Raw genomic sequence first — 14,285 nt, forward strand, 5'->3', positions numbered from 1 at the left:
CGCCTCACCTCCAGGCCCGCCGGTTTGCGTTTAGCCCCCTAAGTGCGTTCTGGAGGCAGTTGCCCGCAGAGCGCACTTAGGGGGCTAAACGCAAGTCGGTGCCCTGGTCAGGGGGTGAGGGAGCGGACGGACCGGATGGCATCGGGGACGGCATCGAGGATGCCGGACGCCGAGGTGGGAGCGCCGCCGGCAGCCAGGGATCCGGCGAGCGAGTGGACGTGCGCGGCGGCCCCGGCGGCGAGCCAGGGATCGAGTCCGGCCGCGAGCAGCGCGCCGACCAGACCGGACAGGACGTCCCCCGACCCGGCCGTCGCGAGCCACGATCCGCGAGGCGTGTTCACCAGCGCGCGCCCATCCGGCGCCGCGACCACCGTGCAGTGCCCCTTCAAGAGCACGACGGCGTCGTACTTCCGCGCGGCCGACCGCGCCGCCGCGACCCGGTCAGCCCCGGGCGGCGACCCCATCAGCCGCTCGAACTCCCCCGCGTGCGGGGTCAGCACGAGCGGCGTATCCGGATCGCGCGCGTCGAGCACGTCGGGCGAGCGCGCGATGATCGTCGTCGCGTCGGCGTCCGCACACACCGGCACACCCCGCCCGAGCACGAACCGCAGCACGTCCCGGCCCTCGTGCCCGGTCCCGATCCCCGGCCCGACGACCCACGCCTGCACCCGCCCGGCGTCCGTCACCGATCCGGTCGCGATGACCTCGGGCCAGCGTCCGCGCACCACGTCGGCGGCGTGTCCGGCGTACCGCACCAGCCCGGACGTCGCCCGCACGGCGGCGCCTGCCGCGAGCACGGCCGCGCCCGGGTACGTCGCGGAGCCCGCGGCCACCCCGACCACACCTTGGCTGTACTTGTCGTCGCCAGGCCCCGGAACCGGCCACGCGGCGGCGACATCGGCCGTGTCGAGCCGCCACAGATCGGGCTCGCCGAGTTCCGGCCGCAAGCCGATGTCCACCAAAGTGACCTCACCGCAGGACGCGGGAGCGAGCGCGTGCACCGGCTTGAGCGCACCGAAAGTGACCGTGCGGTCGGCGACGACCGCCGGACCGTCGACGGCGCCGGTGTCCGGATCCACCCCGCTCGGCAGATCGACGGCCAGCACCGGTGCGCTCACGTGCTCCAGCAGCGCGGCAGCGTCCGCCCGCAAGGGCCCTCGCGCCGAAATGCCGACGATCCCATCGATCACGAGATCGGCTCGGTCAATCCATTGTGGACCGTCCTCAACGGACACAATCTTGCCGCCGGATCGCTTCAAGGCGGCCAAACCCGCGCCGTGAGCGCGTTCAGGCTTCAGCAGGATCGCCGAAACGGCCACATTGCGGCGGCGCAGGAACGCGCCTGCCCACAAGGCGTCGCCGCCGTTGTTGCCCGACCCGACGAGCAGCGTCACCCGCCGCCCGGAGACCGAACCCGTGTGCTCGGCCAGCATCTCGGCGGCGTGCACCGCCAGGCCGAAAGCCGCTCGCCGCATGAGCTCGCCGTCGGGAGTGACGGCGAGCAACCGGTCCTCCGCCGCGCGAATCCGTTCCGTGGTCCAGATTCCCTGCACGACGCCTCCGGTCCTTACTCGACGGTGACCGACTTCGCCAGGTTACGCGGCTTGTCGACGTCGTACCCGCGCGTACGGGCGATCTCGGCGGCCAGCACCTGCAACGGCACCGTCGAAACCAGCGGTTGCAGCAGCGTCGGGACGGCCGGGATCTCGATCAGCTCGTCGGCGAACGGGCGGACGGTCTCGTCGCCCTCCTCCGCGATCACGATCGTGCGGGCGCCGCGCGCCTGGATCTCGCTGATGTTCGAAACCAGCTTCGAGTGCAGCACCGCGCGGCCCTTCGGCGACGGCATCACCACGACGACCGGCAGGCCTTCTTCGATCAGCGCGATCGGGCCGTGCTTGAGCTCACCGGCGGCGAAGCCTTCGGCGTGCATGTACGCCAGTTCCTTGAGCTTCAGCGCGCCTTCGAGGGCGACCGGGAAACCGACGTGACGGCCGAGGAACAGCACGGCCTTCGAGTCCGCGATCCGGCGACCGAGGTCGCGGACCTGGTCCACAGTGGACAGGACCTTCTGTACCGCGGCGGGCATGGCCTCGAGTTCGGCGAACTCGCGGGCGACCTCGTCCGGGTACTTGGTGCCGCGAGCCTGCGCGAGCGCCAAGCCGACCAGGTAGTTGGCCGCGATCTGCGCGAGGAACGCCTTGGTCGAGGCGACACCGATCTCCGGACCGGCGTGCGTGTAGAGGACGGCGTCGGACTCGCGCGGGATCTGCGCGCCGTTGGTGTTGCAGACGGCCAGGACGCGGGCCTTCTGCTCGCGGGCATGGCGAACGGCCTCGAGGGTGTCCGCGGTCTCGCCCGACTGCGAAACGGCGACGACCAGCGTCGCGCGGTCCAGCACCGGGTCGCGGTAGCGGAACTCGCTGGCCAGCTCAACCTCGACCGGGAGACGGCACCAGTGCTCGATGGCGTACTTGGCGACGAGACCCGAGTGGTACGCAGAACCACAGGCGACGACGAAGACCTTGTCGACGTCACGCAGGTCCTGGTCGGAGATGCGCTGCTCGTCGAGGATGATCCGGCCGCCGTCGAAGTGGCCGCGCAGCGTGTTCGCCAGCGCCTCCGGCTGCTCCTCGATCTCCTTGAGCATGAAGTACTCGTGGCCGCCCTTTTCCGCGGCCGAGAGGTCCCAGTCGACGGTGAACGGCTTGGCCTGGGCGGCGTCGCCGTGGAAGTCGGTGACCTCGTAACCCTCTCGGGTGATCACGACGAGCTGGTCCTGGCCGAGCTCGACGGCCTCGCGGGTGTGCTCGATGAACGCGGCGACGTCGGAAGCGACGAAGTGCTCGCCCTCGCCGACGCCGACGACCAGCGGGGAGGAACGGCGGGCGGCGACGATGGTGTCCGGCTGATCGGCGATGGTGACGACCAGGGTGAACGCGCCCTCGAGCCGACGGCAGACCGCGGCGACGCTGGCCGGGAAGTCGCCCTTCGTGTCGCCTTCGGTGTAGGCGCGAGAGATGAGGTGCGCGGCGGTTTCGGAGTCGGTGTCGCTCGCCATCTCGACGCCATCGGCCTCGAGCTCGCCGCGAAGAGCGGCGAAGTTCTCGATGATGCCGTTGTGCACGACGGCGACGCGCTGCGAGGCGTCGCGGTGCGGGTGGGAGTTGCGGTCGACCGGGGCGCCGTGGGTGGCCCAGCGGGTGTGACCCATCCCGGCGGTGCCGGTGAAGGTGTCCCGGCCGACGGTGTCGAGCTGGGTCTCCAGATTGGCCAGGCGACCTGCCTTGCGCTCGACCTTCAGTGCGCCGGCGCCGTCGAGGACGGCGACGCCTGCCGAGTCATAGCCGCGGTATTCCATCCTGCGCAGTCCGCCGATGACGACGTCCAGAGCGGGGCGGTGTCCGACATATCCCACGATTCCACACACGGCCGCCAGCCTAACGAGAGAAATTCGGCCCCTTCGCGCGGGCGGCGCGCACTCGCGTTTAGCGGGCTAAAGGCGAACGCCGGGGCGGCGCGCGGGCCGGACGGGAGTGCGGGCAGTAAGGTCACGAACATGGCCAGCAAGCCCAAGCAGCTGCTCGCGGAGCTGTCCCACCCAGGTCCGCACGAGGTTCTGCGCGGCAACCTCGCCCTGGTCGGGCTCCCCGGTGTCGTGTTCACGCCCCGCTCAGGGCTCGGTATGCCCGCGATCGCGTTCGGGCATGGCTGGTTGCAGCCCACCGGGAGCTATCGGCATCTGCTCCGGCACCTCGCGAGCTGGGGCATCGTTGCTGCGGCTCCGGCCACCCAGCGCGGACCCTTGCCGTCGCATCGGCTGTTGGCCGGCGACCTGCTCACCACGCTCGACCTGATCACCACGGTCCGCCTCGGACCGGACGGCATCAGCGTCGACCCGGCGAAACTGGGCCTCGCGGGGCACTCGACCGGAGGCGGTTCGGCGGTCCTGGCCGCCGCGCAGGCCGCCGAGAACGACGATCGACCGCGGATTCAGGCTGTCGCGACCATCACTCCCGCCCAGACGCTGCCGCCGGCGACGGTGTCCGCCCAGTCGGTGACCGTGCCCGGTCTGCATCTCGCGGCGGGCGAAGACCTGGTCGCGCCGCCGGTCGGGCACGCCGAGGCCATCGCGGACGCGTGGGGCGGGCCGGTGCAGCTGCGGACGCTCGGGAAGTCTTCGCACCTCGGCGTCACCGAGGGCAAGCACTGGAGCCAGCTGCTGCTGCACGGGAAGCCGCATCGCGGGACCCAGCAGCTGACGAGGGCGCTGTTCACCGCGTTCTTCCTGACTCACCTCACGGGGACGACGAAGTACCAGCCGCTGCTGGACGCCGACGTCAAACGCGCCCCGATCGAGCTCCAAGACGAACCCGCCGCCTGACCCGCTCCCCGGCCGGCTTGCGTTTAGCGGGCTAATCGCGATCCGGGCCCTCGACCCGCGCCCGGTTGCTTAGCATGCCTACGCGTCGCACTTAGCCCGCGAAAGTCGAAATTGCCGGGCGAGCGGAGCGAGCAGAAAGAAGGGCCCGGCTCTGGTGAGCCGGGCCCTGAAGTGCGGTGAAGCGGTCAGTCGACCATCCACGAGTTATTCGAGAAGTCGTCGTCGTCGAAACCCTTGTCGTCGCGGGCGGCGTGACGACCTCGGCGACGCGCGGGCGTGCCAGGGGCGTCGGGCGCCTCGGCACTCGGCACGGGTGTAGGCGCGGACGTCGGCGCCGCGGGCGGAGGGACGTCCACCGTCGCCGGCATTCCGGGCACACCCGGCGCGACCGGAGGAGGAGGCGGCGGAGGTGCAGCCACCGGCCGCGCCGCCTCGGGCCCCTGACGGGCGCCGAACTCGGCGAACCGGGCGTCCGGCTTGTCGTCGTCCTCGATGTCGAAGCCGATCGTGTGGCTGCGGTCGGCGGTCGTCTTGCCGGTCAGCCAGCCGCCCGCCTCCTTGCTCCGCTTCCCCAGTTCCTGCATGTGGGCGGCGTACTTGTCGTGGACGGCCGCGTCCTTCTGCATGGTCTCCATCGCCTGGGCCTTGGCCTCGACGAGATGCCGCTCCCGCAGCCCACGCTGCTCCACCTGCTCCGTGATGGCGGCGTCCTGCCTGGACATCGCGGCCGCCAGCCGGTCAACAGCGCTCATCGGTCCTCCCTCGTTCCCCGGCTACCGATCATCGCTCGTAGCTGATCGAACGGTCGCCACCCTCGTCGTCGAGCGAACCGCTGATCCGGCCGCCCGCGCCACTGGTCTCGAAGATGCCACCCTCGACGCGGTACTGGCTCGACCCGCGTTGCGTGTCACCGCCGCCGCCACCACCACCGGCCGCGCCGCCCATGGCACCCATTCCCCCCATCATGCCGCCCATTCCGGCGGACGAGCTGCCGGCACCGGCGCCCGCGGGGGCCGGGTCCATCCCACCACCGGGCGCCATTCCGAGACCACCTTCGACCCCGGCCGGCTGCGCGCCGCCCCCGGTCTGAATGCCCGCTTCCAGCGAACCGGCCTCGTTCAGCGACCCCGCAGAACCACCCTCGCCGACGCCACCGAGCGCGCCTTCGAAGCTGCCCCCGCCTCCGCCGCCACTGGCGGTCGGCACGGTGCCGTCACCACCCGGACCCGACGCCGCGCCACCACTGGCCTCCGCCCCCGCGGACACCGCGGCGGCCCCTTCGCCACCACCACCGACACCGGCGCCGACCTCGACGCCACCCGGGGCACTGAAGCCTCCGCCATCGGCCGGGGCGGGCATCGTGCGCACCTCATCGACCTTGCCAGGCTGCGGGTTTCCGGGATTCCGGTCGTCGAGACCGTTCTTGATGTCGTCGGTCTCGACGACATCGCCGGGCTTGAGTTCCTTCTTCTCACCCTTTTCGTCGAGGGTGTAGGTGGTCGGCTCGCCCTTGCCGTCATCGACGGTCACCACGGTCGGACCGTTCGGGCCCTGCGGCTGCTCGGCGGTGATCTTGAGGTTGCCGTCCTGGATGTGGATCTTGCCATCCGGGCCGGGCCGGTAGACACCGTCGGCGCCGGGCTCGCCTTCCTTGACCGCGCCCTTCGGGCCGAACTCGCCGTCTTTGCCGTCCTTGCCCTCTTCGCCGGGCTTGTCGTCTTCGCCCTTCGGGTCGTCGAAGTCGAGCTTGTAGTCCTTCTCGTTGCCCTTGCCATCGTCGACCTTGATGTCCATTTTGCCGTCTTTATCCGGCTCGGTCATCTCGATCTTGTTGTCGCCCTTTTCGACGGTCATGGTGTCCTGACCGTCGATGCCGTCCTTGATCGCCTCACCCGTCGCCGGGTCGATCGGGTACGGCTTGCCGGTCTCGGGGTCCATTTCGAGCGGCTTCCCGGTGACCGGGTTCGTCCCGTCAGCGGGCTTGTCCTCCGGCTTCGGCGCCTCGGGAACCGATGCCGCCGGCGGCGTGCCGCCACCGCCGCTCCCACTCCCGCTTCCGCCGCCACTCCCACTGCCACTGCCGCCGCCATTCCCGTTGCCGTTCCCGTTGCCATTGCCCTTGCCGTCATCGGCGGGCGGCTTCTCGGATCCGGCCGCGGGGAACGGATTCGTGTAGTCCTCCATGAATCGCGAAAGCTCGTGATACTGCGTATTGATCGTCTCGGTCGCGTTCTTGCAGAGCTTCTTGAAGTTCTCGAACCGCTCACCGAACTCGGTGGCGAACGAGCCCTTCAGCCACTGCTTCGCGGCCCCGATCGCGTAGTCCTTGTTCTCGTCGTTCAGCTTGCAGTCGTCGTCACGCAGCCGTTCGGCGAGGTTGTTACCCGGACACGCGGAGTCGAGCCAGACCGCGACGTCCATGAGCTTTTCTTTGGAATCGACCTTGCCGTTCGCGATCTCGACGACCTGCTTCGCCGTGAACAGCGGCGCCGTAGCGACTTTGTCGACTCGCAGCTTCAGCGTTTCGTCGACCTTCAGCTTGAGCGCGCTGTAGATCTTGTCGATGGTCGACGGCACCAGCTTGATGGCGCCATCCATCTGCGCGATGAGCTCTTTCGCGTCGGGCTGGATTCGCTGCTCGTATTTGACCTTCGCGGCCGTCGCACCTTCGCCCTTCCAGTCGTGGAAGAGCGTGGTCAGCGCCGCCGTCGCGTCCTTCTGGGTCTGCTCGACGGCCTTCTTCGCGTCGCCGAGATCTTCGACCTCGTCGAACATCTTCTGGAAGTTGATCTCACGGTTCTCGTGGAACCGGTCCCAGATGTCGGTCTTGTAGCTGATTTCGTACGACTTCTCCGGCATCTTGTTCCAGACCTGCTCGGCCCAGTCGGAGAAGAAGTCCAACGCCGGCTTCCCGAGGTCGAGCACCTGGTCGGACTTGGTGGTGGCACCCCCCGCGGCCGGCCGGGACATGGCGTCGAGGTCCTTGTCGGCCTGCTTCGTTTCGGCGGCCTGTTTCTTGTCCCCGGCCGCGTTCGAGTCACGTTCGGCGACGGCCTTCTTGTAAGCCTCTTCCCTGTTGCCGAACGGCAACAACAACGCGTCTTTGGTGCCTTTCGTGACGTAGGGGTCGTTCAGGATTTCCTTGATCTGCGCGGGCGTCGGTTCACTCATTACTGGGTTCCCGCCTTGTTGGCAGCCGCGGCGTTCGCCTGGTCGGAAGAGGTGTAGCGGGTCGACGCGGTACTGACCCCGCCGGCGAGCTGGGTGAGCTGGCCCGCGTAGCCCTTCATCGCGTCGGAGATGGCGAGGATCCCGGTGGCGTAGCCCTTCTGGTGGTCCTTGTGCACCCGGCCGAAGTCCGCGGGCTGGACCTGCGTCGGCCCCACCTTCCCCGCCTCGGACGTCGTGTTCTCAGCTGCGCGCTCCAACGACGTCGACGCCGTGAGCATCGCCTCTGAATCGGCTTTGTAGCCCCCGTCCGGCATGACCGGTGCCCCCTTCGTCCCGCTGTATCCGCCTCGTTGTCCTACCTACGACGCACGCCGGCGGCATCAGGTGCCATCGCATATGCACACAGAATGTACCCACCGGTCATCGAGGCCGCAGGGACATTCACACCTTTGCTAACTCAAACGATTTCGGCGCAAGAGGCCTGGTAGACCGCGTTTCCGCGGTTTCGCGCCCGTCTCGACGGCCTCGGCGAGCACGGTCGCCGCGCCCCGGATGTCGACCAGGCGGTCCAGCTCGTCGAGATCGATGTCGATCCCGAACTCCACTTCGACGGTCGCCAGGAGCCGGACGCGGCGCCGGGAGTCGACGCCCATTTCCGCGAAGGGCGTGTTCTCGTCGATGGTGTCCGGATCGACGTCGAAGGTCTTGCAGACGAGGGCCTTGATCTCGTCGACGTACTCGCTCCCGTCAGGTGCCATGGGGGGATTCTGTCCCATCCGGCGCCCAATACCGCGTTCTGGCCGCGGAACGCGCGACCTTGCCGCTGGACGTCCGCGGCAGCCCGCCGGGTTTCACCAGGAAAAACGCCCGGAGCGCCACGTCGTGACGCTCGGCGACGGCGCGGGTGGCCGCCCGCGCGATCTCGGGTTCGTCGAAGTCGGGGGCCTTCCGAGCGCGCTCGGCGACCACGACGACGCCCTCGCCTTCGTCGCCGTCGACCGAGAAGGCGGCGACCCGCTCCGGCCCGAGAAGGGGGTGAGCGGCGGCGACGGTCTCTTCGATGTCGTGAGGGCTGTGGTTGCGGCCGTCGACGATGATCAGGTCCTTGAGGCGTCCGGTCACGGAGAGCCTGCCGTCCCGGATCGACCCCAGGTCGCCGGTGCGGAGCCAGCCGCCTTCCCCGTCGAGCTCGGCGCCGAACACCTCGGCGGTCAACTCCGGACGACGCCAGTACCCGGCCCCCACGTTGGGCCCCTTGACCCAGATCTCGCCCGCGGCGACTTTAGCGGGCAAACTGCGATCCGGCGGCGCGGCGACTTTAGCGGGCAAAACGCGATCCGGCGGGGCGACGACGCGGATCCGCTGCCCCCGTGGCCAGCCGATCTCGACGACTTCGCGGCCGTCGATCTCGGTCAGCACCGGGCCGTTGGAGTCGCCGCTGGCGACGTAGACCGTCGCCTCGGCCAGGCCATAGGACGGCCGGAACGCGCCGCGCGGGAAACCGTGGGGCTCATACGCCGCGAGGAACTTCCGGACGGTCGCCGCCCGGACCGGTTCACTGCCGCTCAGCGCGATCGACACCGTCGAGAGGTCGTACTCGGCGCGCTTCGGCTCGGGCACGGCCTCGGTCACCAGGTCGTACGCGAAGTTGGGGGCCGCCGTGAGCGTGTTCGGATACGCCGACATCAGCAGCAGCCAGCGCTCCGGGCGCCGGATGAACTCCAGTGGCGCGATGAACACCGTCCGGCCGCCGGAGTGCATCGTCCCCGCGAGCAGTTGCGCCAGCCCCATGTCGTGGAAGAACGGGATCCAGCCGACGCAGGTGGTGTGCTCGCCGACGTCGTAGGCGTCGCAGATCTGCCAGCACGCGGCCGAGAGGGCCCGATGCGTGATGATCACCCCGGCGGGAGATCGCGTCGTGCCGGACGTGTATTGCAGGTAGGCGGGGTCTTCGGGCGAAACCGGCGACGGCGGGGTCCGGTCCGCCGGATCCAGCGGCAGGGTGTCGACGGCGACGATCTCGCGAGGCGCCGGGACCGGCTCGGTCTCGGCGAACTCCGTGATCCGCTCGACCAGGCCTTCCGAAGTGAGCCAGATGTCGGCGTCGCAGTCGTTGAGGACCCCGACGAGCCGCTCGCGGTGAGCGCGGACGTCAGGCGCGGACAGCGGCACCGCGACGGCCCCGGCGTACAGCGCGCCGAAGAACGCGACGACGTAGGAGAGGTCCTGTCGCGCCGTGATCGCGACGCGGTCTCCCGGCTGGATCACTTCGCGCAGCTTCGCGGCGACAGCGCGGACGTGGACGAGGAGTTCGGCCCAGGTCAGCGTGTCCTCGACGAGTTCGTGCCGGTTCGAGCAGTCGAGGTGCGTGTACGCCGGGCGCTCGACCTCGACGCGCTCCAGCAGGCGGTGCACGAGCGGGGTCCGCAACACTTCTTCGGGCACTTCTTCGGGCACTGGCACCTCTTCCGGCCGCGGCATGGGCATCATACGAACGTGGACGACTTCTTCGTGCTGGACGATCCGGCGGACCGCGTCAAGGCCCTGCGCGACCGCGAGCTCAGCTCGAACCCGGGCGGTGCCGCCGCCGAGACCCCGAACCTCCTGCTGATGGACGGCGCGGACCACCGTCGGCTGCGCGCGGTCGTCAAGGAGGTCATCGCCCTGGTGGAGCCCCTGCCGGACGCCGTGCTCACCGACCTCCGGATCGCGATTAGGGGGCTAAAGTCGCGCGCTCGGTTCGACCTGGTGGCCGACTTCGCCAGGCCTGCGGCGGCCAGGGTGACGGAGGCGGTGCTCGGCACGGTGGAGCCACTCGACGGGAAGCTGTTGACGAACCTTTCGGAGACCGCCGCGAACCTGGACGTCTGGTCGGGCGGACCGGCCGGAGCCGACACCGCCGCGCTCAGGGTCGCGATGTTCTTCCTCAAGGCGACGGCTGTCGAAGGCGGCGGGCTGGCGCTAATCCGCGAAGCGCACGAAGCGGGCCGGATCACCGAAGACGAACTGATGATCACGCCGGTGATGCTCGCCCACGCGGCGTACGAGAACTCCATGAACTTCCTCGCCCTCGCCGGCCTCGAACTCCTACGCCGCCCAGACGTCCTCGACGACGTACGCGGCCTGATCCACGAAATCGCCCCGACCCGCTTCACCGCCCGCCGCGTGACCGCGCCGTTCTCCTTGGCAGGCAAGGACTTCACGACCGGGAACAAACTGGCCATCCCGCTGGGCCCCGGCGACGAACTCGCTTTCGGCCTCGGCCGCCACACCTGCCCCGGCTCGCGAGTCGCGGTCGCCGAGGGCGAAGTGGCGCTACGCGCACTTGCCGAGATCCTGACGCCCGACCACGTCGCCGAAGACGTGGAGTACAAGACGCATGCCGTCTTCCACGGCGTCGAGCGGGCCATCGTGACACTGCGAGCCTGACGGCTCAGGTCGCCAGCCAGTCGGTTTCGGCGAAATCGTCGTCGTCACCCCGTGCGGCCGACCGCCGATGCCGCCCGGCAGGACGATCCTCGGGAACCGCGACCGGAGCCGCCGGTGGAAGTGGTGGTGGTGGTGGTGGTGGGGCCTGCGAGGCAGGAGGCGGCCGGAACGAGATCGGCGGCTCGTCGGCCGCCCGATACCCGGCGCGGCGCTCGTTCTCCGCCTCGTCCTCCTCGAACCCGAAATCGCCGTCGTCTTCGACCTTGTCACCGAGGGTCGACTCGGTCGCCCAACCGCCCGCGGCCTCCGCCCGCCGCTTCTGCTCGAGACGCGCGGCCAGCGCCGCACCCGTCTCCTGCTTGAGCTTGTCCCCCGCGGCCTTGGTCTCCTCGATCGCCTTGGTCGCCCGGTTGTCGACCAGGTACATCCGGTCGCCGTTCTCGCGCTCCAACCCGGCCAGCTTGTGCCGGAGTCTGGCGAGATCCTCCTCAGGATTCACTGATCCCCTCCCCTGACCCGCTAGCGGAAGCCGATGACGCCGTCGTCGTCGAGCGACCCGCTGATCCGGCTGCCCGTCGTCGTCGCGGTGTCGAACAGGCCGCCGTCGACCCGGTATCCGCTGGACGTGCGCTGCTGGTCTTCACCGGATCCCTGCCCGCCTCCGGCCGCCCCGCCGCCCATCATGCCCATGCCGCCCATCATCCCCGCTCCGGCCGCGGCCGGATCCTGGGCGCCCCCACCGGGAGCGGCACCGAGGCCGGACGGCGCCGAGGGAGCGGACGCGCCGCCACCGGATCCGGCGGGATCCGACGTGTCACCCAGGCCGTCGTCGCCACCGTCGAACGGGTTGCTCAACGACTGGGCGGTGGTCGATTCGGAACCACCGTCCGCGGCCGCCGCCACCGGTTCGGGCTGGTGAGCGGTTCCCGCGGGCACCGAGGCGGATGCTCCGCCGCCGACACCGCCGGATGTCGCGTCGTGCGAGCGAACTCCCTGATCGGCCTGCTGACGCCCGACCTCTTCGACCGGCCTGGCAGCGGCGCCCGCCGCCTGCGGTGTCGGATCCGAACTCGCGTGACGACCGCTCGCGGGCTCGTCCTCACCCAAGGTGTACTTCGACGGATGCCCCGACCCGTCGTCGACAGTGACCAGCGTCGGCCCCTCGGGACCGCTCGGCCGTTCCGCGGTGATCTTGAGGCCGCCGTCCTCGATGTGGATCTTGCCGTCGGGGCCCGGCTGATAGACCTGCCCCGGGCTCGCGAGGGGACGCGAGGCCGACTGCTGGTCCAGCCGCTCGGCGGTGTCCCGGTGCACGGGCCCACCCGCCGCGTCGCCGGTGCCGGGCGTGGCCTTGCCGTCGCCGAAGTCGAGGTCGTAATCCTTGGCCTGACCGGTGCCGTCCTGGACGGAGATGCCCATCTTCCCGTCGGCGCCGGGTTCGGCCATGGAGATCTTGCGGTCGCCCTGCTCGACCGTCACCGTCTCGGGCCGGGTGCCGTCGGTGTCGCTCTTGATCGCCTCACCCGTGCGGGGGTCGATCGGATAAGGCTCGCCGGTCGCCGGGTCGACGTCGAGCGGCTTGTCCGTGACCGGGTTCTTCTCCTGCCCCGGCACTTCGGGCTTTTCCGGCTGCATGTACTCGACCGCACTCGGCGGCGGCTTCGGCCCGCCGCCGCCAGAGGAGGGTCCGCCGCCCCCACCGGAGGAAGGCCCGCCGCCCCCGCCACCGGTGTCCTTCCCGCCGCCACCCTTCTCGACGGGCTTTTCGCCGCCCGTCTCCGGGGTCTTGCCCAGATCCGCGTACGGATTCTCGACCACCTGACCGAGTGAATCGAAGTACGCCTTCCACGCGCCGTTGATCGCGTCGCGGGTGTTCTTGCAGACCAGCTGGAAGTTCTCGACGTGCTTGCCGAACCAGCCGAGGAAGACGTTCTTCAGCCAGGCCACCGCCTGAGGTTTGAGAACCTCGTCGATGGTGCTCTGGTCGATGTCACCGGCGTCGTCGTTGAACGCGTCCTTGGCCTCGATGCTCAGGAACTTGATGCAGTGGATGATGTCGTTCTGGCTGCACGAACCGTCGGCGACGCGGATGATCCGCTCGATGTCCTGCGCGGTGGCGCCGTCGATGTTGTCGGTGTACCACTTCTGCAGCCACTCGACCTTTTCCCGGCAGAACTTGCCCACCGAGGCGTTGGTCCGCAGAAGCCCGTCGCCCGCCGCCTTGAACGCCTCGGCGACCAGACCGGTCTTGTCCGAGTAGGCCTTCTGGTAGGCGCGCGCCTGATCGGCCGCGGCGCCTTCCCAGGTGCCGAGCGAGTTCCCCAGTTTCCCGGAGACGTCCTGCGCCGACCCCGCGATGGCCGTGTTGACCGCGGTCAACTCGTCCGCGCTCGCCTTGAACAAGTTGAACGGGATGTTGTCCTGTTCGTGGTACAGCCGCTGGAGTTCGCCGAGGGAGACGGCCGCTCCACCGCCCGCCAAGCCCAGCGCGCGAACGTAGAGCGGGTGGAAGATCTCGTAGACCTTGAACCCCGACAGGCCGGGGACCATGATGTCGTTCGAATTCGCGCAGCCTGGGTCGGTCTCGGTGGCGCGACCGGCGATCTCCTGGGTTTTCGCCGCGTCCTTGTTCAGCGCGTCGCGATCGCCTTGCCGCCCCGCGGCCTGGTTCGCGTCGTACTTCTCGTGCGCGGTCTTGTAGGCCGCTTGGACATCTTCGAGGTAGCCGTCGTTGTCACCGATGTCGCTTTCGGTGATCCAGTCACCGTTCATGGACTTGATGTGGTCCCGGAAGCCGTTCCGGTCGGCTTCGCTGGCGAAACCGCAGCTTTCCGGGCTCTCGTCCTCGATGTAGTCGATGTAGTTGAGGGCGAGTTCGCGTTTGGTGTCGCGATCGATGTTCGGGTCGTTGAGGATCTTCTCGACTTCGGCCCGGCTGGGAATGTCGTGACCGACGTCCCCGCCGACATCTGCGAGGCCCATCAGTGCTTCCTCATCTCACCGGCGTTGGCGTCCTCATTGGACTGATAGAGGTCCTTGGACGCCGCCAGTTTGCGGCCGAACTCGTCCGATGCCGCGAGGTAACTGCGCGCGCACTTCGCCAGTCGCTGGATGCTCGTGGAATAGCCGGTGAAGCAGTCCCCGTGCGCCGGCCCGAAACTGCCGGCGTTCAGGTTGATCTGCTCGACCGCCCCGATCGGCCCTTCACAGGCCTGCTTGGGCAGGTCCTGCAGAACCTTGGCCGCTTCGTTCAGCTGCGCCGGATCGACCTTGTGCCCGTTGCCCGTCACCGTCACCCTCC

At 69.4% G+C, this 14,285-nt stretch carries 12 protein-coding genes; 2 read left to right on the plus strand and 10 right to left on the minus strand.

The annotated features are described in order from the left end of the window. Positions 1-107: 107 nt before the first annotated feature. Together ACLARN_RS03000 and glmS are read right to left on the minus strand one after the other, a co-directional pair. Entirely contained in the window at positions 108-1,553 is a 1,446-nt protein-coding gene (locus ACLARN_RS03000; protein ID WP_409489757.1) for an NAD(P)H-hydrate dehydratase, read from the minus strand. 14 nt (positions 1,554-1,567) lie between these two features. Next, a complete protein-coding gene (gene glmS, locus ACLARN_RS03005) occupies positions 1,568-3,430 on the minus strand; it encodes a glutamine--fructose-6-phosphate transaminase (isomerizing) (protein ID WP_409489758.1) in 1,863 nt (620 codons plus the stop codon). 129 nt (positions 3,431-3,559) lie between these two features. Here glmS and ACLARN_RS03010 point away from each other — a divergent pair, with 129 nt between their 5' ends. Continuing rightward, the gene (locus ACLARN_RS03010; protein WP_409489759.1) at positions 3,560-4,384 is read left to right on the plus strand and encodes a dienelactone hydrolase family protein; all 825 of its coding nucleotides are present in this window, start codon (positions 3,560-3,562) and stop codon (positions 4,382-4,384) included. 185 nt (positions 4,385-4,569) lie between these two features. Here ACLARN_RS03010 and ACLARN_RS03015 read toward each other — a convergent pair whose 3' ends face one another. The 5 genes from ACLARN_RS03015 to ACLARN_RS03035 all read right to left on the minus strand — a co-directional run bounded on the left by ACLARN_RS03015 (position 4,570) and on the right by ACLARN_RS03035 (position 10,036). Next, entirely contained in the window at positions 4,570-5,136 is a 567-nt protein-coding gene (locus tag ACLARN_RS03015) for a hypothetical protein (protein WP_409489760.1), read from the minus strand. Positions 5,137-5,164: 28 nt separating this feature from the next. Next, complete coding sequence (locus tag ACLARN_RS03020; protein WP_409489761.1) at positions 5,165-7,555, minus strand: hypothetical protein; 2,391 nt, start codon at positions 7,553-7,555, stop codon at positions 5,165-5,167. After that, positions 7,555-7,869, minus strand: coding sequence for a hypothetical protein (locus ACLARN_RS03025; RefSeq protein WP_076163038.1), 315 nt, complete (start codon positions 7,867-7,869; stop codon positions 7,555-7,557). Before ACLARN_RS03025 ends, ACLARN_RS03020 begins: the two co-directional genes overlap by 1 nt. 138 nt (positions 7,870-8,007) lie before the next feature. Next, entirely contained in the window at positions 8,008-8,313 is a 306-nt protein-coding gene (locus ACLARN_RS03030; RefSeq protein WP_409489762.1) for an acyl carrier protein, read from the minus strand. Beyond that, positions 8,303-10,036: a fatty acyl-AMP ligase gene (locus ACLARN_RS03035; RefSeq protein ID WP_409489763.1), complete on the minus strand. Its 1,734-nt coding sequence runs from the start codon at positions 10,034-10,036 to the stop codon at positions 8,303-8,305. Before ACLARN_RS03035 ends, ACLARN_RS03030 begins: the two co-directional genes overlap by 11 nt. Before the next feature lie 15 nt (positions 10,037-10,051). Between ACLARN_RS03035 and ACLARN_RS03040 the strand changes: the two genes are divergently transcribed. Beyond that, positions 10,052-10,984 carry a cytochrome P450 gene (locus ACLARN_RS03040; RefSeq protein WP_409489764.1) on the plus strand — a complete coding sequence of 311 codons (933 nt, stop codon included), beginning with the start codon at positions 10,052-10,054 and terminating at the stop codon, positions 10,982-10,984. Positions 10,985-10,988: 4 nt separating this feature from the next. Here ACLARN_RS03040 and ACLARN_RS03045 read toward each other — a convergent pair whose 3' ends face one another. From ACLARN_RS03045 to ACLARN_RS03055, 3 genes are read right to left on the minus strand one after another with little or no spacing between them, the layout of a single operon-like run. Then, the gene (locus tag ACLARN_RS03045) at positions 10,989-11,483 is read right to left on the minus strand and encodes a hypothetical protein (RefSeq protein WP_409489765.1); all 495 of its coding nucleotides are present in this window, start codon (positions 11,481-11,483) and stop codon (positions 10,989-10,991) included. Positions 11,484-11,503: 20 nt separating this feature from the next. Continuing rightward, on the minus strand, positions 11,504-13,966 hold the full coding sequence (locus ACLARN_RS03050; protein WP_409489766.1) for a hypothetical protein: 2,463 nt from the start codon (positions 13,964-13,966) through the stop codon (positions 11,504-11,506). After that, a complete protein-coding gene (locus ACLARN_RS03055; RefSeq protein ID WP_409489767.1) occupies positions 13,966-14,280 on the minus strand; it encodes a type VII secretion target in 315 nt (104 codons plus the stop codon). The genes ACLARN_RS03050 and ACLARN_RS03055 overlap by 1 nt, the downstream gene beginning before the upstream one ends. Positions 14,281-14,285 lie beyond the last annotated feature (5 nt).

The organism is Amycolatopsis sp. cmx-11-12 (genome assembly GCF_046269425.1).
In the GTDB taxonomy this organism is placed as follows: domain Bacteria; phylum Actinomycetota; class Actinomycetes; order Mycobacteriales; family Pseudonocardiaceae; genus Amycolatopsis.

What these genes read in the sequence shown, in the direction of transcription:
- ACLARN_RS03025 (WP_076163038.1), bottom strand. Translation starts at nt 7,869, where the DNA reads ATGCCGGACGGGGGCTACAAAGCCGATTCAGAGGCGATGCTCACGGCG.
- ACLARN_RS03020 (WP_409489761.1), bottom strand. Translation starts at nt 7,555, where the DNA reads ATGAGTGAACCGACGCCCGCGCAGATCAAGGAAATCCTGAACGACCCC.
- ACLARN_RS03050 (WP_409489766.1), bottom strand. Translation starts at nt 13,966, where the DNA reads ATGGGCCTCGCAGATGTCGGCGGGGACGTCGGTCACGACATTCCCAGC.
- ACLARN_RS03030 (WP_409489762.1), bottom strand. Translation starts at nt 8,313, where the DNA reads ATGGCACCTGACGGGAGCGAGTACGTCGACGAGATCAAGGCCCTCGTC.
- ACLARN_RS03015 (WP_409489760.1), bottom strand. Translation starts at nt 5,136, where the DNA reads ATGAGCGCTGTTGACCGGCTGGCGGCCGCGATGTCCAGGCAGGACGCC.
- ACLARN_RS03010 (WP_409489759.1), top strand. Translation starts at nt 3,560, where the DNA reads ATGGCCAGCAAGCCCAAGCAGCTGCTCGCGGAGCTGTCCCACCCAGGT.
- ACLARN_RS03035 (WP_409489763.1), bottom strand. Translation starts at nt 10,036, where the DNA reads ATGCCGCGGCCGGAAGAGGTGCCAGTGCCCGAAGAAGTGCCCGAAGAA.